Raw genomic sequence first — 24137 nt, forward strand, 5'->3', positions numbered from 1 at the left:
CTTCCTCGGTGGTCTCTATCCGAACAGCAGCTTCAGCAGACGTCCGAAGATCCCCAGCTTCTTCGGGGTCGCCGGCACGATCTCGGCTCCCACCAGTTCCGTCGGCAGCGGCTCGCGTCCCGTCGCCGCGGAGGGGCTCGTCGGATCGACGACCTCCGCGGCCGGCACAAAAGGGTCGGGCTCCGCTTTTGCCGGAGAAGCGGCGGCACGGGGCTGGGCGGCCTGCGGTGCGGAAGCTGCCTGCGGCGTGTCGGGAGCCGGGGCGGTCGCGACGGGCTGCGGCGCGGACGCCGGTTGCGACGGCGCGGAGGCCGCGGCGGTCACGGCAGGTTGCGGCTCCGGGGTGTCCAGGGCCGCAGGGACGGCCGCATCGCCGGCGGCCGGGGAGGGCGATGCCTCGGGCTGAGACGTGCCGGCCAGGGACGGGTCGGCGGCCAGCACAGAGCGCAGGATGGCCTCGAACTCGGGAGTGACGGGCGCCCCGGCCGCGGCCACGGCTGCCACCGCCGCCGAATCCGGCAGCGGGTCCAGGGGCGCAGCGGGCTCAGGAGCCTCAGAAGCGAGGGCAGGATCGGCGACCGCCGCGGGCTCGACTGCGGCCTCGGGGACGACAGCGGGAACGGCAGACGCAGAAGCTTCAGAAGAGGCCTCGGGAGCGGCCCCAGGCGCAGCGACGGCCACGGGTTCGGAAGCGGGCGCGGGCTCCACCGACGACGGTTCAGGCTCTATCTCTGGCTGCGGGGCAACCTTCTCCACCCGCGGGGGCGCGGCGTGCTTGCCCACCTTCTCCACGGGCGCATCCGCCCGAGCATCTGCGGGCGCCGACGTCTTCCCCGCCACCGACGCCGCCGGTGCAGGGTGCAGCGCGGCGAGCACCGAAGCCGCCGAGGCTCCGGCTGCCACAGCCAAGGTCTCCGCAGCCGAGACGCCGGCAACGGCACCGGCCACCTCCGGGGCGACCGCCGCGACCGGCTCCGCGACTTCACTCGCCTCCGCCGTCGGCGTCTTCCCGACAGCGACCGCTGCCACAGTCCCAACGGCCCCAACGGCCGCAGCCCCAACGGCCGCGACGGCCGCATCTTCCGCGACCGGCGCCGCCGCAACCGCCACGGGCGCCTCCGGGGCCACGCTCTCGCGGGCCACGAACTCAGCCTCCTCCTCGGTGACGACGGGCGCTTTCGGGGCCGAGGCCGTCACAGGGCCGAGGGGGAACACCACGCGGTGCTCCTCGCCCGCGTTGGCCTCGCGGCGAGCGGCCAGCTCAGCGGCGGCCAGGCGCATGCGCTGGGCCTCGGCGATGAGGTACTTCTGGGAATCGAACAGCTCCACGTTCCCCTCGCAGTCGCGCTCGGCGAAGAAGCTGAGGGGCGTGTAGGAGCCGTCGGGCAGAAGCTCGCGCAGCTTCGCCGTGTCCGACCAGCTGATATCGAGGTAGCCGAGCACCTGCTCGCGCAGGGTGTCGTTCAGCACGGGCCAGGCGATCTCGATGCGCTTGTCCATGTTGCGGGTCATGAGGTCGGCGCTCGACAGGTAGATGGTGCAGCTCTCCCGCGGGCCGAAGCCGTAGATGCGGCTGTGCTCGAGCAGCTGGCCCACGATGGACACCTCGCGCACGTGGTCGGTGTAGCCGGGCACGCCGGGCAGGATGCAGGAGATGCCGCGCACGAACAGGTGCGTCTCCACCCCGGCCTGAGAGGCCTCCACCAGCTTGTCGATGACCTCCTTGTCGGTGATGGAGTTCGTCTTGAAGAACAGCCCCGAGGGCTTCCCGGCCTTCGCCAGGGCGATCTGCTCGTCGATGCCGCGCAGGATGTTCTGCTTGATCATGAGCGGCGCCACCCAGAGGGTGTCGTAGTTGTCCGACGTGTTCTCCAGGGCCATGTTGCGGAAGAAGTCGGCCGCGTCGGCGCCGATGCGGGCGTCGGTGGTGATGAAGGAGAAGTCGGTGTAGAGCTTCGCTGTCTTCTCGTTGTAGTTGCCCGTGCCGAGCTGAGTGATGTGCTGGAGCCCGTCCTCGGTCTGGCGCGTGATGGTGCAGATCTTCGAGTGCACCTTGAAGTTGCGGAACCCGTAGATGACGTGGCAGCCGGCCGCCTCGAAGCGCTGGGACCACTCGATGTTGTTCGATTCGTCGAAGCGGGCCCGCAGCTCGAACAGGGCCGTGACCTCCTTGCCGTTCTCGGCCGCGGCAATGAGGGCCTCGGCGAGGTGCGACTGGCTGGCCAGGCGGTACAGGGTGATCTTGATGGAGATGACCGCCGGGTCGTTGGCCGCCTCGTGGAGCAGGCGCACGAAGGCATCCATGGACTGATAGGGGTAGGACAGCAGCACCTCCCGCTCGCTCACCTGCTCGATGATGGAGCGATTGCGGTCCAGGCATGCCGGCCACTGGGGAGCGAAGGGCTTCTGGGTGAGCTCCGCGCGGCGCTCGGGCGCCAGGCGAGAGCCGAGGCCCCAGGTGTAGCCCATGTTCAGGGGCACGCTCGTCACGAACAGCTGGTGCTCGGACAGGCCCAGCTTGTCCAGCAGCAGCTGCTTCACCGTGCGCGAGAGGGGCCGCTCGCTTTCCAGGCGCACAGGGGCCAGGCGGCTGCGCTTCTTGAGAATGCGCTTCATGTGCTCGCGATAGTCCTCGCCCTGCTCCTCGGCGCCTTCGGTGGCGTCCAGGTCGGCGTTGCGCGTGACGCAGACGATGTTGGTGTGCTTCACCGTGTACATGGAGAAGATCTCGGGCACCCACATCTCGATGGCGTGCTCCACGAGCATGAAGGAGAGCCCCTCGCCGGGCAGGGCGATGACCCGGTCGGTCTGGCGCGGCAGCGGGATGATGCCCAAAGTCACGCCCTCGGCCCCCAGGTTCTTCGACTGCTTGCGCTCCCCCTTCTCGACACGCTCGGCCTTCTCGGCCTTGGCCCGGGCCTTCTCCTCCTTGGTCTTCTTCACCTTCGGGGGCGCCTGCTCGTCCAGGCGCACGATGATGTAGAGGCCGCCGTTCTCCAGGTGGGGGAAGGGGTGGCGCGCGTTCACGATCTGGGGGGAGAGGAAGGGCAGCACGTTGTCAGCCATGTAATCGTCGAGGAAGACAAGCTGCTCGTCGGTGAGCCGGTCCTTGCGCACCTGGCGGATGCCCTCGCGGGCCAGCAGGTCGTTGAGGTGCTGGTAGGTTTCCTCGTAATAGGGGTACAGCTCGTGGCACCGCTCGTAGATGGCGTCGAGCTGCTCGGCGGGGGTCATGCCGGACTTCGGGTCGATGATTGACTTCTTCAGCAGCGCCAAGTCGCCCAGAGAGCCCACGCGCACCATGAAGAACTCCTGGAGGTTGCTCCAGAAGATGGAGATGAAGTTCAAACGCTCCAGCAGGGGCACCGTGGGATCGGCCCCCTGGTCGAGCACCCGCTTGTTGAAGTCGAGCCACGACAGCTCGCGGTTCTGCATATAGGGGGGCTTCGCCACGGTGGTGGCAGTTGTTGCGTCCTTCGATGCCTGCTGGGTCATGAGCCTGCGCCTCCCCTGTCCTTAACCGAAAAAAACGTGCCGCACGCCAAAAACGTGCGACCCTATTATTCTACCACTGGATAGTCCGCAGACGGCAAATGAGCAGGGAAATAGCGAAGGTTCCAGAGAGGGGTCAAAGGAATGGGGAAGATACCGCTATCGGGAAACGCTCAGCCCAAACTCCTCCATCAGTCTGTTCCGGCAGGCGGCATCCTCCGATGCCCGACGCACGTCGTCGATGCGACCGGCATCCAGCAGAATGGTCACGAGCTCCCCGAACTGGCCCATACCTTCTTCGAGGCCTTCCTTGCGCCCATCGGCTTTCGCCTGTCGACAACGCATTTCGGTATCTTGCTCATAGGTAAGCACTCTCGTCACCCACTCCCGATCCTGGTTGTACCTCTCGACGAGCGAATCGATCTGACGGGACAGCGCCCCGCTCACCTGCTCCGTTCGCACGTAGTGTAGCACATCCCGCAGCACGGGGTCGGCGATGCGGTCCGCCGCCGAGGCGTTCAGAACGATCCAGTGGGAGTCGTCGCCGATGGGCACCTCGGCGGCCTCGAGGCACGTGCGCTCGATGGTGTAGAGGGGCATCCCGGCCCCGAGGAAATCGGTGGCCCCGATGAAGATGACGAAGCTCTCGAGCAGCTGCCCGCAGCCCTCCCCCTCCCCGAGTTCCGTCGCGTCGATGGCCGCCTGGTAGCAGCGCAGCCGCCGTCCGATATGACGCTCGCGGGCCAGCTGCATCTCGACATCGTACACGCGGCCGTCCTCACGGGCGAACACGTCCATACGAATACCCCGGCTCGCCGCCGCCGGCTCCATGGCCTGCTCGGCATTGAGGTAGCGTATCTCGCCTATGGGGGTGCCGAGCACGGCGCTCAGCACCTGACGGCATATCTCTTCCTGGCACATAACGCGGTTGAACATCCAGCGGTTCGAGAACTTCAGGCTTCTCTGGGACATGGCGGGCTCCTTCGGCGGCGATAGAGGAATGTCCCTAGCCTACGCTCCCAGAACCGCACTTATGTCGCGGGAAAACCGCACCTCGCTCCCGCCGCAAACCGTGCCCGCGTCGCCCTACACCGTCCTCAATTCTCGGCAGCATCGCCCGCGCCTCAGCATGACCTTACCCCACGAAAAAGCACCCCGTCACACGAACTGCGGCGGGGCGCTCCAACGACAAGGCTAGAATGCCTCCTTGCGAAACCCGAGCCAACAGGAGCCGCGGAAGCCCGAGTTCGCCCGAGGCCAACCATCACCATCCTACCCGATGCCGCCGTAGAAGATGCCGAGGACGATGACCAGCGCGGTGATGCCCACGAAGACGTAGCGAGTGAACACATTGAACCACGGGCCCAGGGGCTTGGCGCGGCCCAGTTCCGCCTGCTGCTTCGCGAAGCCGCGGGGGCAGACCCAGAAGAACATGATAGCCGCCAAGAACGCCCCCACGGGAATGACGTAGATGGAGATGACGTCCATCCAGTCGCTCACCGAGCTGCCGTTCTCTAGGAACAGACCCACGGCCACGGCCAGCACGGCCACCACGGCCACCGAGGCGACACGGGACAGGCCCGCCTGCTCCTGCAGCGCCTCCACCGGTGCCTCGAACAGGTTCATGAGGCTCGTAATGGCGGCGAACACCACGGCCACGAACAGGATGATGGCGAAGATGCCGCCGAAGGGCATCTCCTGGAACACCTGGGCCAGGGTGATGAACAGCAGCGGCGGTCCCGAGGACACGTCCAATCCGAAGGCGAACACCGCCGGCACCACCACGCAGGCGGCCACGAGGCCGGCAATGGTATCGAAGATGGCAACGTTCTTCGCCGCATCCACCACGTCAACGTCCTTCTTGAGGTAGCTGCCGTACACGAGCGTGCCGCAGCCGGCCAGCGACAGGCTGAAGAACGCCTGGCCCAGGGCGTACACCCAGGTGGTGGGGTTCAGCAGCGCCTCCCAGCGGGGCACGAGCAGGTACATATAGCCCGCGTCGGCCCCGGGCAGCGTGGCCACGCGAATGGCGATGATGACGAACAGCACGAAGAACAGGGGCATGAGCACCTTGTTCACACGCTCGATGCCCCGGGACACGCCCAGGATCATGATGCCGAAGGTGATGGCCAGACCCAGCAGGTGGAAGCCCACGTTGCCGAAATCGGACGCGATGCCGCCGAAGAAGGCCCCCATGTCCGTCTGGGCCATGAGCTCGCCGGACAGCGACGAGAACAGGTAGTGGCACGCCCAGCCGAGCACGACGGCATAGCCGATGGCGATGGCCAGCGACCCCAGGGTGGGAATGAGCCCGATGATCTTGCCGATACGGCTGCCGCCCTTCACGCCGCGCATCTCCATGGCCCGCCCGAAGGCACCCATAGGGCCGGTGCCCATGGCACGGCCGAAGGCCATCTCTCCGATCACGCCCGTGAAGCCGAGCAGCGCCACGAAGATGAGGTACGGGATGAGGAAGGCCGCGCCGCCCAACTGGGCCACGCGGTAGGGGAACAGCCAGATGTTGGCCATGCCCACGGCGCTGCCCACGCAGGCCAGGATGAACCCGGTGTGGGTGGCCCAAGTGTCGCGCTTGCGACCGCCCCGGCCGGTGTTGCCGGCCGCCGTCGGCTCCTCGCCGACCTCCATGGCCCGCGCCTCTTCCGCAATGATGTTGTCGCCTCTGTTCGCCACAGCGCCCTCCTTGAGAAATACGTGCTCCCCATCATAGCGAAAGAAGCCGTGATGGGGAGCGGAATTTTCCAGAAGGCGCGGGCTCGCCCCTTAGTTATCGCGCAGCAGGCGCCGGTACAGCAGCTTGAAGGCGACAGCCGCCACGACGATCCAGGCCGCGGTCACCAGCAGGGGCATCACCAATTCCGACGGAGCGACGGTGCCGCTGATGGCCATGCGCAACAGCTCGTCCACGCCGCCCGTGGGGGCGAAGCGCACCACGTTGCGGACGCTCTCGGAGAAGTTGCCGAACATGGGCGCCAGGGCAATCACTAGAATGGGCACGCTGTACATACCGGCGGTCATCTGGTCGCGGGAGGCGAGCCCCACCACGAGCGACAGCAGGATGATGGGCACGGCGCCCACGATACCGCACAGCATGAACCACCCGAACAGGCTCCACGACGCTCCCGACACGACGAAGCACAGCACTTCGGCCACCACAGTCAGCCCCAGGGCCACGATTCCCTTCGCCAGCATGATCTGCTCGGCGGTCACATTGGCCAGCATCAGCGTGCGCAGGGTATGCTTCTCCTTCTCCTCGGCCAAACCGTAGATGAGCGAGGTGGCCGCACCCATGCCGATGCACATGCACAGCGCCATGTTCAGCACGATGTACTGGAGCAGCGTGGCCACCGTCGGCTCCAGGTCGGCTCCCACGCCGCTGCGCAGCGGGCCGCCGAGGCCCATATCCCCCATGAAGAAGCGATAGAACACGGAGAAGCCCACCGGCAGCACCACGCAGAGCACCATGGTGGGGTTTTTGGCCAGATCAACGGCATCCTTGGCGATCAGGGCGCCCAGTTTGCGCAGATTCGCTTGCATTTAGAACTCCCTTCCCGTCAGTTCCAGAAACACTTCCTCCAGGTTCGGTTCGTCGGAGTGCACCGAGAGCAGCTCGCCGGCCTGGGCCAGCTCGCTCAGCACGGGGCCGGCGGCATCCTTCGTCAGCTCCAGCGTGCCGCGACTGCGCGTGCGCACGACGATGCGGTTGCGAGCATAGCGCAACTTCAGATCGTCGGGCGTGTCGCAAGCCGCAATGACGCCGTCGTTCAGGATGGCGACCCGCTGGCACACGATCTCGGCCTCGGCCATGTCGTGGGTCGTGAGAAACACCGTGGTGCCCCGTTCACGCAGCTCGGCGAGCATCCGATGCACCTCGGCCCGAGCCGCCGGATCCAGCCCGCTCGTGGGCTCGTCCAAAAAGAGCAGCTCCGGCTCGTGCACGAGGGCCGCGGCCAGGGCCGCCCGCTGACGCATGCCCTTCGAGCAGTTCTTGATGAGCCGCTTGCCGTCATCGGCCAGCCCCAGCCGTTCCAGCAGATAGGGAACGCGCCGGCGGCTCGTGCCGCGCAGTCGGGCGTACAGCTTCAGGTTGTCGGCGATGGACAGCCGCTCGTAGAGGGCGCTCGTGTCCGACAAAATACCGATGCGCTCGTAGTCGGCCGTGGTGGCGTTCTCGATGGGACGGCCGAGCAGGTTGATGCGGCCGCCGTCGCGGGTCAGCTGGCGCGTGAGCAGCTTGATCGTCGTGGTCTTGCCGGCGCCTGACGGCCCGAGAAAGCCGAAGGCCTCGCCGCGGCGCACCGAGAACGCCAGGTTGTCGAGCACCCGTTTGGGGCCGAAGCTGAGGCTCACGGCCTCCATGGACAGGGCAACGGCGCTCATCGAGCCACCTCCGATTGCTCCGTGGCGCCCCGCTCGAGGGTATCGAGCCGCTCGTTCACCGCCGCGATACCACGGTCGATGCGACGCTGCACATACACCAGAGCCGAGCCCATGAGCACGCAGGCCACAGCCAGCAGCAGGATCAGAATAGACAGGGCATGGGATGAGATCATGGGATTTCCTCTCTCGCAGGGCACCGGATGCGGCGCCGTGAAACTGACGAGCCCCATGATGGAGCGCACCGTCCTGACCTGCAATGACGGGCGCACGAGGCGCGCAGATTCCGCCCGAGAGGAGCAGAGGGGCGCACGAGAGGAGCAGCCGCGAACTAAGAGGAGCAGGGCAGGGCCGGCGGGAGGGCCCCGCGCGCAGATTCCGCAGTCTCGCGAAAAGGGGTGTACCATTCCCACACCGCTTTTCGCGAAAGCGAGGACTTGTTTGAGCACGGGGCCCTCCCGCCGGCCCTGCCCGGACGACCCTTGCCGTCCCGCGCCCCCTACTTCCAGCGGTAACGGTCGCGCATCTCCTCGGCACGGCCCTTGGACAGAGGCAGCGAGGTGTGGGCGGCGTCGGACAGCACTAGGTTGAAGGTGTTGCGGGTGTAGCGCTCCACACGAGCCACCTTCTGCACGTTCACGATATAGGAGCGATGGCAGCGGAAGAAGCCGAAGCGCTCCAGCTCCGCCTCCAGCTCGTCCATGGTGAGGCTCGTGGGATACAGCTCGCCGCGCACGCTGGCATAGTTCACGCGGTTGGCGCTCTCGATGAAGTCGATGTCGCGGGGGTCCAGCAGCAACGTGGCATCGCCGGCCTTCGCCGCGATCTTGCAGACGCGCACCTCGTCCTGGAAACCGTCGTCCCCGTCGGACGTCTCTTCCAGCTCGGCGGCTCGTAGGCGCTCCTCCTCTTCCCAGAAGGCTCGGCCGGGCATGAGCAGCGCCTCGCGCAGGGGCTGCCCCACCGTGACGAACACCGTGCCCGCCTCATGGCGCTCGCCGATCCAGCTCAACACCAGCGAGCGGGCCTCGGCGCCCAAGTCCATCAGCGGACGTTCGCAGAAGCAGATTTCCGGCTGGAATAGGCTCATGCGGGCGAAGCCCAGCAGGGCCCGCTGTTCGGCCGAAAGCGACACCACCTGGGCGCGGGCGCAAGAACCGAGGCCGAAATGCTCCAGAGCCTCTTCGACCGCCGCTGCGTCGCGGCCGGCCAGCCGCGCGAAGAACCGCAGATAGGAACGGGCCGTGTCCCGATCGAAGCCGCCCTCGCCTTCCAGAAGGTAGGCTCCGCGCCGCGCCCCTTGCGCAGCCTGAACCGCCGCCCGAGCCCGGCGGCTCGTGTCGCGACTGCATTCCAGATGCACGCTGCGCTGGGCCGCACCCACTTCGGCGGCAATCAAGTCCTCGATGGTGGCGTAATCGGTCGCGAGCGTTTCGTGGGCCATGGCTTCTCTTCCTCGTTGGTGACGCCGTTCATTATAATGGTGACTCATCCCGTTACCGAAGAGAAGGCGGCCATGGAACCCACGAGCCTCATCCGCACCGTCCGCGCCCTGGTATGGCGCGATCTGGGCTGCGCCCTGCGCAACCCCACGGTGCTGGCGTGCATGGCCGTGGCCCTGGGATTCTGCTGGCTGTTCGGAAGCCTCGACACCGTTGACGGCGAGCGCTACGCCCCCTTCCGCGGGCTGATCATCGTGCTCGCAGCCGTGCTGCCCACCTTGGAAGTCGGCGGCGTGGTGACCCTCTTCGTTATGAGCCACGAGCATTCCCGCGGTGCCTACGGCGTGATGATGCGCAGCGGTGCCACGATCGGCGCCATTGTGGCGGGGAAGGTCATCGCCGGCTGCCTGCTCGCCGTGGCCTTCAGCTTCCCCTGCTTTGCCCTGGCGGGTTTTGCGCCCGCGGCCCTGCCGGCGCTGGGAGCCGTCACCGCCGTGGGGTGCCTGCCGCTGCTTCTCCTGTTCTGCGGCTGCGGCCTGCTCTCGAACGATCAGATGCAGTCGAACTTCTGGGCCTGGCCCCTTACCCTGGCCGGCATCCTGCCCTTCGTCAGCACCCTCGACCCCGCCTTGGGCGCGGCGACCCTGGTCAGCCCCGCCGGGTTTCTCACGGGCGCCGCCACATGGGTGCTCACCGGCAGCCCCGAGAGCCTCGGCCTCACCGCTGCTGCCGTGATCGCCAACGAAATCATCTGGCTCGCCATCGGCGCCTTCTGGCTGCGCCATTGCATCAAAACCTGGAAACGCAAGAACCCCGCCCACTCGTATTCATAGCGCTCATATTAGTTGCCTTTGTTTGGTAATCAGCCTATGATCAACATTGCAGAGCACCCGAATGGTGAGGAATCACCTCTTCCGGTGCTTTGTGCTCCCAACCATAAACGGCCGCTGGATGCTCGGGCATCGCAGCGGCCGTTCTTCTCTTCCGACAGAAAGAGCCGTCCCTACACGTTGGCCTCCACGATGGCGGCGATGGCCTCGGCGTGGGCCTGGGCGATGGCGGGATCAACTGCCTCCACCATGACGCGCACCACCGGCTCGGTGCCGCTCGGACGCAGAAGCACGCGACCGTCGTCGCCAAGGGCCTCCTCGGCGGCGGCCACGGCCTCGGCCACGGCCGCGTTGCCGTCCACGGCATGCTTGTCGCTCACGCGCACATTGATGAGGGTTTGGGGCATCTTCTCCATGACGCCGATGGCCTCGCCCACGGGCTTGCCCGAGCGAATGACCGCCGCCAGGAATTGGCAGGCCGTCATGAGGCCGTCGCCCGTGGAATTGTGCTCCAGCAGGATCATGTGGCCCGACTGCTCGCCGCCGATGGCGTAACCGTGCTCGCGCATGGCCTCCAGCACGTAGCGATCGCCCACCTTCGTCTGCACCACCTCGATGCCGGCTTCCTTCATGGCGCGCACGAAGCCGAAGTTGCACATCACCGTGGACACGACGGTGTTGTGGGGCAGCTCACCGCGTTCCATCATATCCAGGGCGCACACCGCCTCCACCATATCGCCGTCCACCACGGTACCGTCGGGGGTCATGACCATCACGCGATCGGCGTCGCCGTCGTGGGCAATGCCCACATCGGCCCCGCTCTCGGCCATGAGCATGCGCAGGGGCTCCAGATGGGTGGAACCGCACTGCACGTTGATGTCCATGCCGTTGAAGTCGTCGTTGATGACGATGACCTCGGCTCCCAGCCGCTCCAGGGCAACCGGCGAGGTCAGAGAGGAGGCGCCGTGGCCCGTATCCAGGGCGATGCGCAGACCCTTGAAGCTGATGCCCTGGCGCTCGATGGAGCGCACCACGTGGTCCACGTACAAATCGCAGGCCTGCTCCAGCGGAACGACCACGCCGAGCGAGCCGCCCGAGGGCATGGCGATCCCCGATGCGAGGTAATTCGTCGCGTCGGCGGCGAGCAGGTCGGTCGCCTCCTGCGAGGCCTCCCAGGCTGCCTCTTCCAGGGCAACGACCTGGCCCTCCAAACCGCCGGTGGTGATGAAGCGCTCGATCTCGTCCTCCACGGCATCGGGCAGCTTGAAGCCCGCCGAATCGAAGAGCTTGATGCCGTTGTACTCCGGCGGGTTATGGGAGGCGGAGATAACCGCGCCGCCAGCGGCCTTCATCTCGCGCACGAGCAGCGCCACGCCGGGCGTGGGAATAATGCCGGCCTCAAGGACGGTGCCGCCGGCGCTCATGATGCCGGCCGAAAGCGCCGCGGCCAGCATGTCCCCCGAATGGCGCGTATCGCGCCCGACCACGATGGTCTTGCCCAGGTACATAGCGGCGGCCTGACCCAAGCGATAGGCGAGCTCGCAGGTCAGCTCGACATTCGCGATGCCGCGAACGCCGTCGGTTCCAAACAGTCGGGCCATGGCTACTTTCCCCTTCTCACATATTCCTCGTGCAGGCGCACGGCTCCCGCCGGGCGCTCTTCCTCGGTCATGCGCATGTTCAGCTCGGCGGCGAACTCGTTAAGCCCAATGCCGTAGCGCTCCAATATCACAAGGAGATGATACACCACATCGGCGGCCTCGTAGCGCAGATGGTCCACCGCCTGCCCGTATTCCGCCGGCAGCTGAACGGACAGGGCATCCGGCTCGGCATCGGCGGGATCGACGGCCCCAGCGGCCTCCAGGGCCACGGCCGCAGCCAGCGACGAGGTGGCCCAGCCCTCCACGTCCTTAGCGGCCAAGGCCACTTCCCCGGCCTCTTCCATTACCTTTTTCAGCACCGTGTCCACCGAGCCGGTCAAGAGCCGGTGGGTGTAGCTGGCCTCATCGGCCCCGCGCCGTGCCCCAATGGTGGCAGCGAGCGCCTCCATAGTCGCCCCGATCTGCGAGGCAGGCGCCGCTTCACCTGCGGGAATGAACGTCTTATTGACCATAGGTAGCACCGCTTTCTCTTCAGACCGTAAAATGATATACTGCAGGGGCCAGCAAAGCCCGAGTGACCTTAGACAGTAGTCGGGCGGCGCGGGTCATTGACTGGAAAGGGCTAGCTGCAACTAGCCCTTTTTCTTTCTCTCCGCGTCGTCTTCGCGCTTATGCTCCTTCCACGTTCTCCATACCTCAAGTATAAAGATGGCGACGTTTGCAACCATCGCCAACACGCCCAGAGTTTCATGAACTATATCCATAAGGCGACTCCTCTCTCGAAGCGCCGCCCCCGTTCGGACTTTGCCAGCCTTGCCATGATACCCGCCCGGCCCCCAGGGCGGGAGCGCGGGCGCGCGCCCGATAAAAACAACAGGGCGAAGCGGCCCCGGAGGACCGCCCCGCCCCGAAGAGGGAGGCCTCTGAGAAGCCGAGCCTAGGCGGCTTCTTCTTCCGCGAGGATACCGCCGGCCGCCATGTACCCGCCCACAAAGGCCAGGCCCAGGTCGGCGTACATGCCCGTCAGGGGCTTGCCGGCGGGATTGCCGTCCCCCGCCGAACCGCCCGCCGTATGCCATCCGGCGTAGAGCCCGGGAATGACCGAGCCGTCGACGGACAGCACCTGCATACGGGGATTAACGCGCAGGCCGCACTTCGACCCGAACACATGACCACCCAGGGCAGCACCGTAATAGGGCGGCTCGTCAAGGGGAATCATCCACTCGGGAAGATAGGGGTAGGTGGCCAGGTAGTCCTTGCCCTCGGCGCAGGCCGCGTTCCACTTCTGCACCTCGGCCACGAGTAGGCCCTCGCGCAGCCCGAGGGCGCTCTCCAGCTCCTCGATGCTGTCGCACTTCTTGATGACGCCGGCCTCGACCATCATCTCGAAGCCCGTGTGCCAGTCGCGCAGCCACTCGGGCACGCGGTCGATCAGCGGGTCGTCGGCCGCGACGATCTTCGCCTTACGGCAGATCACCTGGCCGAAGAAGTTGTCGGTCACAAGCTCGTCGAACTTCGCGTCGAAGATGCAGTAGGTCTTGCCGCCCGGCTGGGACATCTCAATGGCAGCCGTCTCGCACAGGCCGTGGGAGCCGGGAGCCGCGTTGGGATTGTAAGGATAGGTCGTCGCCGACGTGGAAATGTAGGGAACCCGCTGCCCGTTGCGGTTGATGCGCAACCACGGCTGGCGTAGCGCCTGGTTGCCGTCCTTGTTGATATGGGCGTCCATCTCGATATCGTAGGGCTCGTAGTCGCGCCACCACACCCCGCCGTCGAACGCGCCCGTGGAATCGTAGCCCGCCAAATCGGCACCGACGCCCTGGCCCATGCGGATGCACTCGCCCGTGCCGTTAGGGGGCGTGGCGATGTTGGCAATGCCCCGCAGAGCCGTCGGCGAGTACTGGGCCATCATGGCGCGGTTGATCTCCATGCCGCCGGCAGTCAGAAGCACCGCCTTCTCCGCCTTGATGTACTTCTGCGCTTCCCCTTCGGTCGCCATGACGCCGCATACGCGCTCCCCGTCGAAGACGAGGGCGTCCACGGAGCAGCCGGTGCGGAACTGGGCTCCATCGGCCTCGGCCCGCTCGGTCAGCAGCTGCATGGGAACGAGGTTCACGTTGATGCCGTTGGTGGGGGTGGACATGCCCTCCCACTCCAGCAGCCCCGCGCCCGCCGGCGACGGATTCATGGGCACCCACTTCGCCCCCGCCTTCTCGATCATCCAGTCGATGCACTGGGGACCTTCCTCGGCCATGGCGCGCAACAGCTCCGGATCGCCCGTGTTCTGCTGGCAGTCGAGCATGAACTCGACGATGCCGTCCACATCATAGGGGTAGCTCGGGTAGGCCCACTGATTCGCCTCGGCCTGGCGATGGCCGCCGAAGTTAGAGAACACCGAGGAATGCTTGGAATTGCCACCCAGTTCGTCGAGGCGCTCGAGCACGAGGGGATGATAGCCCGCCTGGGCGAGGCGGATGGCGGCGTTCACGCCGCCGGCCCCCGACCCTACGATGACGACGTCGGCCTCCTCGTCCCACGCCTCGGGCACCTCCACCGGCTCGATGGGCGCCCGAGCCGCCTCGAAGGCATCGCGCTCGGCATTATCCGACCCGGTGTCGGAAAGCGGCTCTCGCGCCGGCGCGCACCCGGCCAGCCCGGCCACGGCGGCCGCACCGCCCATAAGGGCCGTTCCCTTCAAGAAGCTCCTTCGATCCATGGTCATGGTTCTTCCCCTTTCCCTTCGCTCCTGCGAAGCGGCGGTCCCGGCTTCGCCTATCCCCACCTTAAGGGGCACTGCACTGAAGGCGGGGCAGGAAATGGCGGCCCTGGCGCAGGAAAACGGCCCTGCCCTGTTAAAATTTCCTACAGCGCTGCCGCATCTTCCTGCACAGAGCCGCTCCCGCACTCCGTACCATGGAGGAGGATCCGGCACGGGACGCTCCCCCTGCAGGAGGACGGCCCGGCGTCGAAGCGAGGGGGAATGGGAGAAAGGGGCTCCGATGGATCTGCGCCAACTGAGGGAATACCTGGTATTCGCCGAGGAACTCAACTACTCTCTGGCCGCCAAGCGGCTCTTCGTGTCGCGGCCGGCGCTCGCGGCCCATCTGGCGGAACTGGAGGACGAGCTCAACTGCCAGCTCATCGACAAGCACGGAGGACATGCCACTCTCACAGGCGCGGGAAAGCAGTTCGTCGACACGGCCCGACGTCTCGTGGCCGACTGGGAAGCGGTCGTCGAGACCTACCGCCACCTCTCTGACAACCTCATCACCGTGAAGGTCGCCGCTTCGAATTTGCCCTGGATAGAGGCGCACCTGTTCACGGCCCGACGAGCGCTTCAGAAGAGCCATCCGGAAAAGCAGCTCTCCATCATCATCGAGAACGGCCCCTTGAGCACCATCGATGCCCTGGCCGACGACGAGAACCGCATCATCATCGCCGGCTACAAGCAGGAAAGTCCCGCCAGCCCCCTCCAGTCAACTGCCGTCGATGGCTTCATCGTAAGCAGCGAGAAGATCCTTCTCCTCGTGACCGATCGCAACCCCCTGTTCGTCCGCGAGACCATCTGCGCCGCCGACCTGGCCGGCGCCACCCTCATGGTACCCCCGGACATCTACGCCGGCTACCAGCGCGATTCCATGGCCGAGCGCTTCGCGGCCCAGGGCGCCGCCGTCTCCATCGCCACCCAGGGCTTCGCCGACCATTTCGAGTATTTCTCCCACGACTTCGGCCAGACCGTCGGCATCGTGCCCACCACGCTGCTCCCCCGCTTCGGCATCGACCAGCGCCCCGATCTGCGGGTCTTCTCCCTTGCCGACATGGATATCGCCTCGGACTTCTACGCCCTGTTCAACCGCAGCTTCACCGCAACGGAGAATGGACGGCTCCTCTTCGACGAAATGCGCCGCGCCGCCTCCCCCGCGGGAATGTAGGCCGCCTCAACCGCCATTGGCCCCACAACAAAAAGGGGATAGTCATCGACTATCCCCATAGGTACGCCTAAGGAAGTCAGCGAGGGTCCGACCGGTGCCTGGAATTGCCCCGCCTTCGCACCAAGTTGGCTTCGGCCAACGCCGTGTGCGAAACAAGGGGCAAGGCCAGGTGCCTGTCGGAACCGCAGCATCGACAAAGTCCGTTGGCCCGTGAGGGCCAACGGAACGATGCTAGTCCTCTTCGCCGTTCTCCATACGCTCGTTGCTGGCAGCCTCGTCCTCGGCAGTGGTCACGCCAAAGCCGAAGGAGCCCAGGCCCCCGACCGAGCCGAGCAGGGCGTCCAGCTCTTCCAGATTGCGCTGGTAGGAGCGGGGCGGCAGGGCCTCGCCGAGCATCTCCTCGCCGTCGGTGTTGAACACCGGCGGCTCGTCGCCACCGATGAGGATGGTGTCATCGGGCGAGAACACCATGTCGAGCAGCTGGCTCATGTCGTCGGAAGAGGCCGACAGGTCGTCCTCGATCACATGCATGAGGTCGCGGGCCTCCAGGCCCTCCTTCAGCTCCTCGATGGCCTTCACGCCGATGCCCTCGATGCGCAGCAGGTCTTCCTCGGTGTGGCCCAGAAGGTCGGCCACGGTCTCGATGCCCGCCTCGGAGAACTTGTTCGCCCAACGCTGGGACACACCCAGATCGTCGTAGATGTACAGGCGCGCGTCCTCGTCGGACAGGTTGTGGCCGCGATGGCCCGACAGGGCGCTGTAGTAGCCGCCGAACGAACCCGCGGAGTTGAAGTAGCCGTCGTTGTCCAGCGACCAATCCTGGGGCTGGGGCAGCAGATCCTCGATCTCGCGCAGGGCATCGGGGGCGAAGTCGGGCAGAGCGTCGCCGGTAACGCCTTCCACCGGACGGCCCTTGTAGGTGAGGCGCACGTCGCGGTAGCGGCGCAGGCCCGTGCCAGCCGGGATCGGCTTGCCGATGATGACGTTCTCCTTCAGACCGGCCAAATGATCGGTCTTGCCCTCGATGGCAGCATCGGTGAGCACCTTGGTGGTCTCCTGGAACGACGCGGCGGACATCCAGGAATCCGTGGCCAGGGAGGCCTTGGTGATACCGAGCAGCAGCGGCTGGCCCACCGGCGGCTCCTTGCCCTCGGCGATCAGCTCGTTGGCCACCTTCTCGAACTCGAAGCGGTTCACCTGGCGACCGGGCAGGAAGTCCGAGTCGCCGGCATCGAGCACGGCCACCTTGCGCAGCATCTGGCGGGCGATAACCTCGATGTGCTTGTCGTTGATGTCCACGCCCTGGGACACGTACACGCCCTGGACCTGGCCCACGATGTAGCGCAGCGTGGTGTTCGGGTCGGTGAGACGCAGCAGGTCGTGGGGGTTCACGGAACCCTTGGTGAGCTGCTGGCCCACGGTCACCTCGCACCCGTCGTACACGCCCGGCAGCAGCTGGGCGCGGGCGCTCACCACGTACTCGCGGTAGTTGCCCTCCTGGTCGTGGATGGTGATGGTCTTGGACATCTTGTCGCCGGCCACCTGCATGGTGCCGGAGATCTCCGCGAGCACCGCCTGGCCCTTGGGCTTGCGGGCCTCGAAGAGCTCTTGCACACGGGGCAGACCGTGGGTGATGTCCTCGCCGGCAACGCCGCCGGTGTGGAAGGTACGCATGGTCAGCTGGGTGCCGGGCTCGCCGATGGACTGAGCGGCGATGATGCCCACCGCCGTGCCGATGTTCACCGGACGGGCCGTGGCCAAATCCCAACCGTAGCACTTCTGGCACACGCCGTGATCGGCATGGCAGGTCATGATGGTGCGGATGACCACTTCCTCGACACCGGCCGCATCGATCTCGCGCAGCTGGGCCATGGAATGCAGGTAGCTGCCGGCCTCGGCGATGATCTCGCCGGTCTCCGGGCTGGCCACCGGCTCCAGCAGGCAGCGGCCCACGAGGTTCTCGTCCACCTCGTTCTTCTCGTTGCGCACCGGGTAGCTCACGCCCTCGGTGGTGCCGCAGTCGATCTCGCGGATGATGACGTCCTGGGCCACGTCCACCAGACGACGGGTCAGGTAACCGGAGTCGGCGGTACGCAGAGCGGTGTCGGCCAGACCCTTACGGGCACCGTGGGTGGAGATGAAGTACTCCAGTACGGACAGGCCCTCGCGGAAGTTCGCCTTAATGGGGCGGTCGATGATCTCGCCCTTCGGGTCGGACATGAGGCCGCGCATACCGGCCAGCTGGCGGATCTGCTTGATGTTACCGCGGGCACCGGAGAAGGCCATCATGTAGATGGGGTTGAACTTGTCGAAGTTCGCCGCCATGGCCTCGCCGACTTCCTCGTTGGCATCATTCCAGATGTCGACAACCTGCTTGTGGCGCTCCTCGTTGGACATGAGGCCCATCTCGTAGTCCTCGTCGATGGCGGCCACGCGGGCGTCGGCCTGGGCCAGAATCTCCGGCTTGGAGGGCGGGATGGTGGCGTCGTACACCGACACGGTCACACCGGCGCGGGTCGCGTAGTGGAAGCCCGCGTCCTTCAGGCCGTCCAGAATCGGCGGCACCTCGGACAGGTCGTAGGTGTTGGTGACGTCCTCCACCAGGCGGCTGATCTCCTTCTTGTTCATCTCGTAGTTCAAGAAGGGGTAGTCCGGCGGCAGCACGTCGTTGAAGATGATGCGGCCGACGGAGGTCTCGATACGCTCGCCTTCCTTGTGGTCCTCGAAGGTGTTGAACGCGGTGGCCACCTTCATGTTGTAGGGCAGGCGCACCGAGATCTTGGCCTGGAGGTCCAGATCGGCACGGGCGTCGTAGGCGTTCAGGGCGTCATCGAGATCGATGAACACACGGCCCTCGCCCGGGAAGCCGTCGCGCACGGCGGTCAGGTAGTACAGACCGATGATCATGTCCTGGGTCGGCACCGTGAGCGGATGGCCATGGGCCGGGGACTTGATGTTGTTGGAGGACAGCATGAGCACGCGGGCCTCGGCCTGGGCCTCGGCGCCGAGCGGCACGTGCACGGCCATCTGGTCGCCGTCGAAGTCGGCGTTGAAGGCGGTGCAGACGAGCGGGTGCAGCTTAATGGCCTTGCCCTCGACGAGCACCGGCTCGAAGGCCTGGATGCCCAGACGGTGCAGGGTTGGTGCGCGGTTCAGCAGCACCGGATGGTCGACGATGACCTCTTCCAGCACATCCCACACGTAGCTGGCACCGCGGTCCACGGCGCGCTTGGCGGCCTTGATGTTGGCGGCGTACTCGAGCTCCACTAGGCGCTTCATGACGAAGGGCTTGAACAGCTCCAGGGCCATCTGCTGGGGCAGGCCGCACTGGTGCAGCTTGAGCGAAGGGCCCACGACGATAACGGAACGGCCGGAGTAGTCCACGCGCTTGCCGAGCAGGTTCTGGCGGAAGCGGCCCTGCTTGCCCTTGAGCATATCGGAGATGGACTTCAGCGGACGGTTGCCCGGGCCCGTGACGGGGCGGCCGCGGCGGCCGTTGTCGAACAGGGAGTCCACGGCCTCCTGGAGCATGCGCTTCTCGTTGTTGATGATGATCTCGGGGGCACCGAGGTCCAGCAGGCGCTTCAGGCGGTTGTTGCGGTTGATGACGCGACGGTACAGATCGTTCAGGTCGGAGGTGGCGAAGCGGCCGCCGTCCAGCTGCACCATGGGGCGCAGGTCGGGCGGGATGACCGGGATCACGTCCAGGATCATGTCGGAGGGCTTGTTGTCCGACTTCAGGAACGCGTCCACCACCTTCAGGCGCTTCACGGCCTTGGCGCGCTTCTGGCCCTTGCCCGTGGCGATGACCTCGCGCAGCTCCTCGGAGGTAGCCTCCAGGTCCATGGCGTCCAGCAGGTCGCGCACGGACTCGGCGCCCATGCCACCGGTGAAGTAGTCGCGGTAGCAGGCGCGCATCTCGCGGTAGAGGGCCTCATCGGGAATGAGCTGCTTCGGCTCGATCTTGAGGAAGGCGTCGAAGGCGTCCTGACGCAGGGCCTTGCGCTCGTTGAACTCCTCGTAGATGTCGGCGATCTCCTCTTCCACCTCTTCGGGGGTGAGGCGCTCGTCGTCATCGAGGTCGTCGACGAAGTCGTCTTCCTCGGGCACGTAGTCGGTGGACAGCTTGCGCGTGGCCTCGATGAGGCGGTCGCGCTCGGCGTCCAGCTCCTCCAGGTCGGCGGCCAGCTCGTCGCGCAGGTCGTCCACGTCCTCCTCGCGGGCCTCCTTGTCCACCGAGGTGATGATGGAGCTGGCGAAGTACAGCACCTTCTCCAGTTCCTTCGGCGGGATGTCCAGCAGGTAGCCCAGACGGGACGGGGAACCCTTGAAGTACCAGATGTGGCTCACGGGCGCGGCCAGCTCGATGTGGCCCATGCGCTCGCGGCGCACCTTGGAGCGGGTCACCTCAACGCCGCAGCGCTCGCAGACGATGCCCTTGAAGCGCACGCGCTTGTACTTGCCGCAGGCGCACTCCCAGTCCTTGGTGGGACCGAAGATCTTCTCGCAGTACAGGCCGTCCTTCTCAGGCTTCAGAGTACGGTAGTTGATGGTCTCGGGCTTCTTCACCTCGCCGCGAGACCAGCTGCGCACATCCTCAGCGGAAGCGAGCGAGATGCGCAGGGCGTCGAAATTGTTGACGTCGAACTCGGTCATTATTTAGGCCTCCTCTCCGCCACCGATGAGGTCGGTGTTCAGGTCGGACTCAAGACCGCTCATCAAGTCACCCAGCTCGGCGGCCAGGGTGTCGATGGCGTTGGCCTCTTCGTCTTCGGTCTTCTTCGCATCAGCGGCCAGGGCGGCGTACAGGGCCTGATCGTCGTCCATGGCGTCGATCTCGTCCTCGCTGATGGGCTGCATGTCGTGGCCCTCAAGCTCGATGTTCAGGCACAGCGACTTCATTTCCTTCACGAGCACCTTGAAGGACTCGGGCACCTCGGGCGCCGGGATGTTCTCGCCCTTCACGATGGACTCGTAGGACTTCACGCGACCCGACGTGTCGTCGGACTTCACGGTCAGGATCTCCTGCAGCACGTTGGAGGCGCCGTAGGCATACAGGGCCCACACCTCCATCTCGCCGAAGCGCTGGCCGCCGAACTGGGCCTTGCCGCCCAGGGGCTGCTGGGTGATGAGGCTGTAGGGGCCGGTCGAGCGCGCGTGGATCTTGTCGTCCACCATGTGGCCGAGCTTCAGGATGTAGGTCTGGCCGACGGTGATGGGCTCGCGGAACTTCTCGCCGGTGCGACCGTCGTAGAGCCAGGTCTTACCGGTGCGGGACAGCTGGGGCACCAGCTCGTCGCGGGCCATATCGCCGTACTTGGCGTGGTTCATATTGATGAGGTTGCGGTTCGCCTTCTCGATGGCATCCGAGATCTCCTCCTCGGTGGCGCCGTCGAAGACGGGCGTGGCCACGTGGATGGGACCCTCGACGACCTCGTCGGTCTGCTCGGCGTCGGACCAGCCCCACTTGGCGGCCCAGCCGAGGTGGTTCTCCAGCAGCTGGCCCACGTTCATTCGGGAGGGAACGCCCAGGGGGTTCAGGATGACGTCGATGGGAGTGCCGTCGGCGAGGTAGGGCATGTCCTCCACGGGCAGCACGCGGGAGATAACGCCCTTGTTGCCGTGGCGGCCGGACAGCTTGTCGCCCTGCTGCACCTTGCGCTTCTGGGCCACGTAGATGCGCACGAGCTCGTTCACGCCGGGAGCCAGGTCGTCGCCGGCGTCGCGGGAAGTGCGGTAGATGCCGATGACGCGGCCGCCGGAGCCGTGGGGCACCTTCAGCGACGTATCGCGCACCTCGCGGGCCTTCTCGCCGAAGATGGCGCGCAGCAGGCGCTCCTCAGCAGTCAGCTCGGTCTCGCCCTTCGGGGTGACCTTGCCCACGAGCACGTCGCCCGGGAACACCTCGGCGCCCACGCGGATGATGCCGTCGGCGTCCAGGTCGGAGATCATGTCCTCGGAGATGTTGGGGATCTCACGGGTGATCTCCTCGGGGCCCAGCTTCGTATCGCGGGCGTCGATCTCGTACTCGGAGATGTGGATGGAGGTCAGCAGGTCCTCGGACACCACGCGCTCGGACACGATGATGGCGTCCTCGTAGTTGTAGCCTTCCCAGGGCATGTAAGCGATCATGAGGTTCTGACCGAGGGCCAGCTCGCCGCCGTCGCAGGAGGGGCCGTCAGCCAGCACGTCGCCGGCCTGCACTTCGTCGCCCTTGCGGACGATGGGGCGGTGGTTGATGCAACCGGACTGGTTGGAGCGCTGGAACTTCGGGATGAGGTACTCGTCGTACTCGCCGTCGTCGTTCAGGATGATGATGGTCTGGCCGTCCACGTAGTCCACCACGCCGGGGCGCTGGGCCACGAGGATCTCGCCGGAGTCCACGGCGATGCGGTGCTCGATGCCGGTACCCACGAGCGGGGCCGTGGGGCGCAGCAGCGGCACGGCCTGACGCTGCATGTTCGAGCCCATGAGGGCGCGGTTGGCGTCGTCGTGCTCGAGGAAGGGAATGAGCGAGGTGGCCACGCTGGTCATCTGGCGCGGGGACACGTCCATGTAGTTCACCTGCTCGGGCGGCACGTCCATGGCCTCGCCGAACACGCCGTTGGTGTCGGTGGTACGGGCGAGCACGCGGGCGGACTTGTGGAACACGCCGTCCTCGTCGGTGTAGCCGAACTCGCGGGTCTCAAGGTCGAAGAGGTCGTTGGCCTGGGCGATGGTGAAGTTCTCTTCCTCATCGGCGGTCAGGTAGTCGATCTCGTCGGTCACCTTGCCGTCGATCACGCGACGGTAGGGCGTCTCGATGAAGCCGTAAGGGTTGATGCGGCCGTAGGCGGCCAGCGAGCCGATGAGGCCGATGTTCGGGCCTTCAGGGGTCTCGATGGGGCACATGCGGCCGTAGTGGGAGGTGTGCACGTCGCGCACCTCGAAGCCGGCGCGCTCGCGGGACAGACCGCCCGGGCCCAGAGCCGACAGGCGGCGCTTATGAGTGATGCCGGCGGCGGGGTTCGTCTGGTCCATGAACTGGGACAGCTGGGAGGAACCGAAGAACTCCTTGATGGCGGCCACGATGGGGCGGATGTTCACCAGCGACTGCGGCGTGATCTCGTCGGGCTCCTGCATGGACATGCGCTCGCGCACCACGCGCTCCATGCGGGACAGGCCGATGCGGAACTGGTTCTGGATCAGCTCGCCCACGGAACGGATGCGGCGGTTGCCGAAATGGTCGATGTCGTCGGTGGCGAAGCCCTCGTCGCCCTCGTGCAGGCCGATGATGTAGCGCATCGTGCGGATGATGTCCTCATCGGTCAGCACCGAGGAGTCGTTCTCCTCGGGGGTGAAGCCGAGCTTCTTGTCCATCTTGTAGCGGCCGACCTTGGCCAGATCGTAGCGCTGGGGGTTGAAGAACAGGCCCTCCAGGAGCGTGCGGGCGCTGTCGATGGTGGGCGGCTCGCCGGGACGGAAGCGCTTGTACAGCTCGATGAGCGACTCTTCCTTGGTGGTGGCGGGGTCGCGGTCCAGGGTGCGCAGCACCATCTCGGAGGAGCCGAGCAGCTCGATGATCTCCTCGCGGGTCTCGGCCAGGCCGAGGGCGCGCACGAGCAGGGTCGCGGGCTGCTTGCGCTTGCGATCGATGCGCACGCTCAGCAGGTCGCGCTTGTCGGTCTCGAACTCGAGCCAGGCACCGCGGGAGGGGATGACCTTCGCATTGTAGATGGTCTTGTCGGAGGTCTTGTCGCGCTCGGCGGCGAAGTACACGCCCGGGCTGCGCACGAGCTGGGACACCACGACGCGCTCGGTGCCGTTGATGATGAAGGTGCCGCGGGGGGTCATGAGCGGGAAGTCGCCCATGAACACCTCCTGCTCCTTGATCTCACCGGTCTCGCGGTTGATGAAGCGGATCTCCACGAAGAGCGGAGCCTGGTAGGAGACGTCCTTCTCCTTGCATTCATCCACCGTGTACTTGGGCTCGCCGAACTCATGCTTGCCGAACTCGACACACATGTCGCCCGTATTGTTCTCAATGGGGCACACGTCGGCGAAGGCCTGAGCCAAGCCTTCATTCTTGAACCACTCGAAACTTTCCGTCTGGATAGCGATCAGGTTCGGGACGTCCATAACGTCCGGAATCTTCGCAAAGCTTCGGCGATCCCTGTAAAGGCTGGTGGGAGCGGATTTTTTTCCTTGAGCCACGAGGCTGTTCCTCCTTCACGTCCATCGCAAATCTGCAAAAAGTTGCAATCCGCTAAACTACTAAAGAAAGAGACCCGAGTCAAGAAAAATTTTTAGCAGCCATGGAAATTTTCTGGAAAATAGGGATGGAGCTGGGCGTTGTTCAGAGCGGTTCTACGACATCCCTCTGCGAGATGCCATCCCCTGCAGCATCTATATGACCCAGTGCCCAAAAGCAACTCTGGCTACCGCACCCTGTGATACCATGCAGCA

At 65.8% G+C, this 24137-nt stretch carries 15 protein-coding genes; 2 read left to right on the forward strand and 13 right to left on the reverse strand.

Annotated features, from left to right (window positions below; all coding sequences use genetic code 11):
- Nucleotides 1–15: 15 nt before the first annotated feature.
- From ppk1 to ACTOXK_RS02665, 7 genes are all read right to left on the reverse strand, one after another.
- Complete coding sequence (ppk1, locus tag ACTOXK_RS02635; RefSeq protein WP_482278191.1) at nucleotides 16–3495, reverse strand: polyphosphate kinase 1; 3480 nt, start codon at nucleotides 3493–3495, stop codon at nucleotides 16–18.
- A gap of 156 nt (nucleotides 3496–3651) precedes the next feature.
- A complete protein-coding gene (locus ACTOXK_RS02640) occupies nucleotides 3652–4464 on the reverse strand; it encodes an Rpn family recombination-promoting nuclease/putative transposase (protein WP_482278190.1) in 813 nt (270 codons plus the stop codon).
- Nucleotides 4465–4764: 300 nt separating this feature from the next.
- Entirely contained in the window at nucleotides 4765–6183 is a 1419-nt protein-coding gene (locus ACTOXK_RS02645) for a sodium-dependent transporter (RefSeq protein WP_482278189.1), read from the reverse strand.
- 90 nt (nucleotides 6184–6273) lie between these two features.
- A complete protein-coding gene (locus ACTOXK_RS02650) occupies nucleotides 6274–7047 on the reverse strand; it encodes an ABC transporter permease (RefSeq protein WP_482278188.1) in 774 nt (257 codons plus the stop codon).
- Nucleotides 7048–7890, reverse strand: a complete 843-nt coding sequence (locus ACTOXK_RS02655) for an ABC transporter ATP-binding protein (protein ID WP_482278187.1) — start codon at nucleotides 7888–7890, stop codon at nucleotides 7048–7050.
- Complete coding sequence (locus ACTOXK_RS02660; RefSeq protein ID WP_482278186.1) at nucleotides 7887–8063, reverse strand: hypothetical protein; 177 nt, start codon at nucleotides 8061–8063, stop codon at nucleotides 7887–7889. The genes ACTOXK_RS02655 and ACTOXK_RS02660 overlap by 4 nt, the downstream gene beginning before the upstream one ends.
- 323 nt (nucleotides 8064–8386) lie before the next feature.
- On the reverse strand, nucleotides 8387–9331 hold the full coding sequence (locus ACTOXK_RS02665) for a LytTR family transcriptional regulator DNA-binding domain-containing protein (RefSeq protein WP_482278185.1): 945 nt from the start codon (nucleotides 9329–9331) through the stop codon (nucleotides 8387–8389).
- A gap of 72 nt (nucleotides 9332–9403) precedes the next feature.
- On the opposite strand from ACTOXK_RS02665, the gene ACTOXK_RS02670 reads away from it, so the two are divergent.
- A complete protein-coding gene (locus tag ACTOXK_RS02670; protein WP_482278184.1) occupies nucleotides 9404–10162 on the forward strand; it encodes a hypothetical protein in 759 nt (252 codons plus the stop codon).
- Between the two features lie 170 nt (nucleotides 10163–10332).
- Here ACTOXK_RS02670 and ACTOXK_RS02675 read toward each other — a convergent pair whose 3' ends face one another.
- The 4 genes from ACTOXK_RS02675 to ACTOXK_RS02690 all read right to left on the reverse strand — a co-directional run bounded on the left by ACTOXK_RS02675 (nucleotide 10333) and on the right by ACTOXK_RS02690 (nucleotide 14482).
- Entirely contained in the window at nucleotides 10333–11760 is a 1428-nt protein-coding gene (locus ACTOXK_RS02675; RefSeq protein ID WP_482278183.1) for a phosphoglucosamine mutase, read from the reverse strand.
- A gap of 2 nt (nucleotides 11761–11762) precedes the next feature.
- Entirely contained in the window at nucleotides 11763–12272 is a 510-nt protein-coding gene (locus ACTOXK_RS02680; protein WP_482278182.1) for a phosphoribosyl-ATP pyrophosphatase, read from the reverse strand.
- 120 nt (nucleotides 12273–12392) lie between these two features.
- Nucleotides 12393–12524, reverse strand: coding sequence for a hypothetical protein (locus ACTOXK_RS02685; protein WP_482278181.1), 132 nt, complete (start codon nucleotides 12522–12524; stop codon nucleotides 12393–12395).
- Nucleotides 12525–12697: 173 nt separating this feature from the next.
- Nucleotides 12698–14482, reverse strand: coding sequence for an FAD-dependent oxidoreductase (locus ACTOXK_RS02690; RefSeq protein ID WP_482278180.1), 1785 nt, complete (start codon nucleotides 14480–14482; stop codon nucleotides 12698–12700).
- Between the two features lie 277 nt (nucleotides 14483–14759).
- Between ACTOXK_RS02690 and ACTOXK_RS02695 the strand changes: the two genes are divergently transcribed.
- Nucleotides 14760–15692, forward strand: coding sequence for a LysR family transcriptional regulator (locus tag ACTOXK_RS02695; protein WP_482278179.1), 933 nt, complete (start codon nucleotides 14760–14762; stop codon nucleotides 15690–15692).
- A 231-nt stretch (nucleotides 15693–15923) separates the two neighbouring features.
- On the opposite strand, the gene ACTOXK_RS02700 is transcribed toward ACTOXK_RS02695, so the two are convergent.
- Both ACTOXK_RS02700 and rpoB read right to left on the reverse strand, forming a co-directional pair.
- Nucleotides 15924–20348, reverse strand: a complete 4425-nt coding sequence (locus tag ACTOXK_RS02700) for a DNA-directed RNA polymerase subunit beta' (protein WP_482279837.1) — start codon at nucleotides 20346–20348, stop codon at nucleotides 15924–15926.
- A 3-nt stretch (nucleotides 20349–20351) separates the two neighbouring features.
- Entirely contained in the window at nucleotides 20352–23885 is a 3534-nt protein-coding gene (gene rpoB, locus ACTOXK_RS02705; protein ID WP_482279838.1) for a DNA-directed RNA polymerase subunit beta, read from the reverse strand.
- Nucleotides 23886–24137: the final 252 nt, after the last annotated feature.

It is taken from the genome of Adlercreutzia sp. (assembly GCF_056795635.1).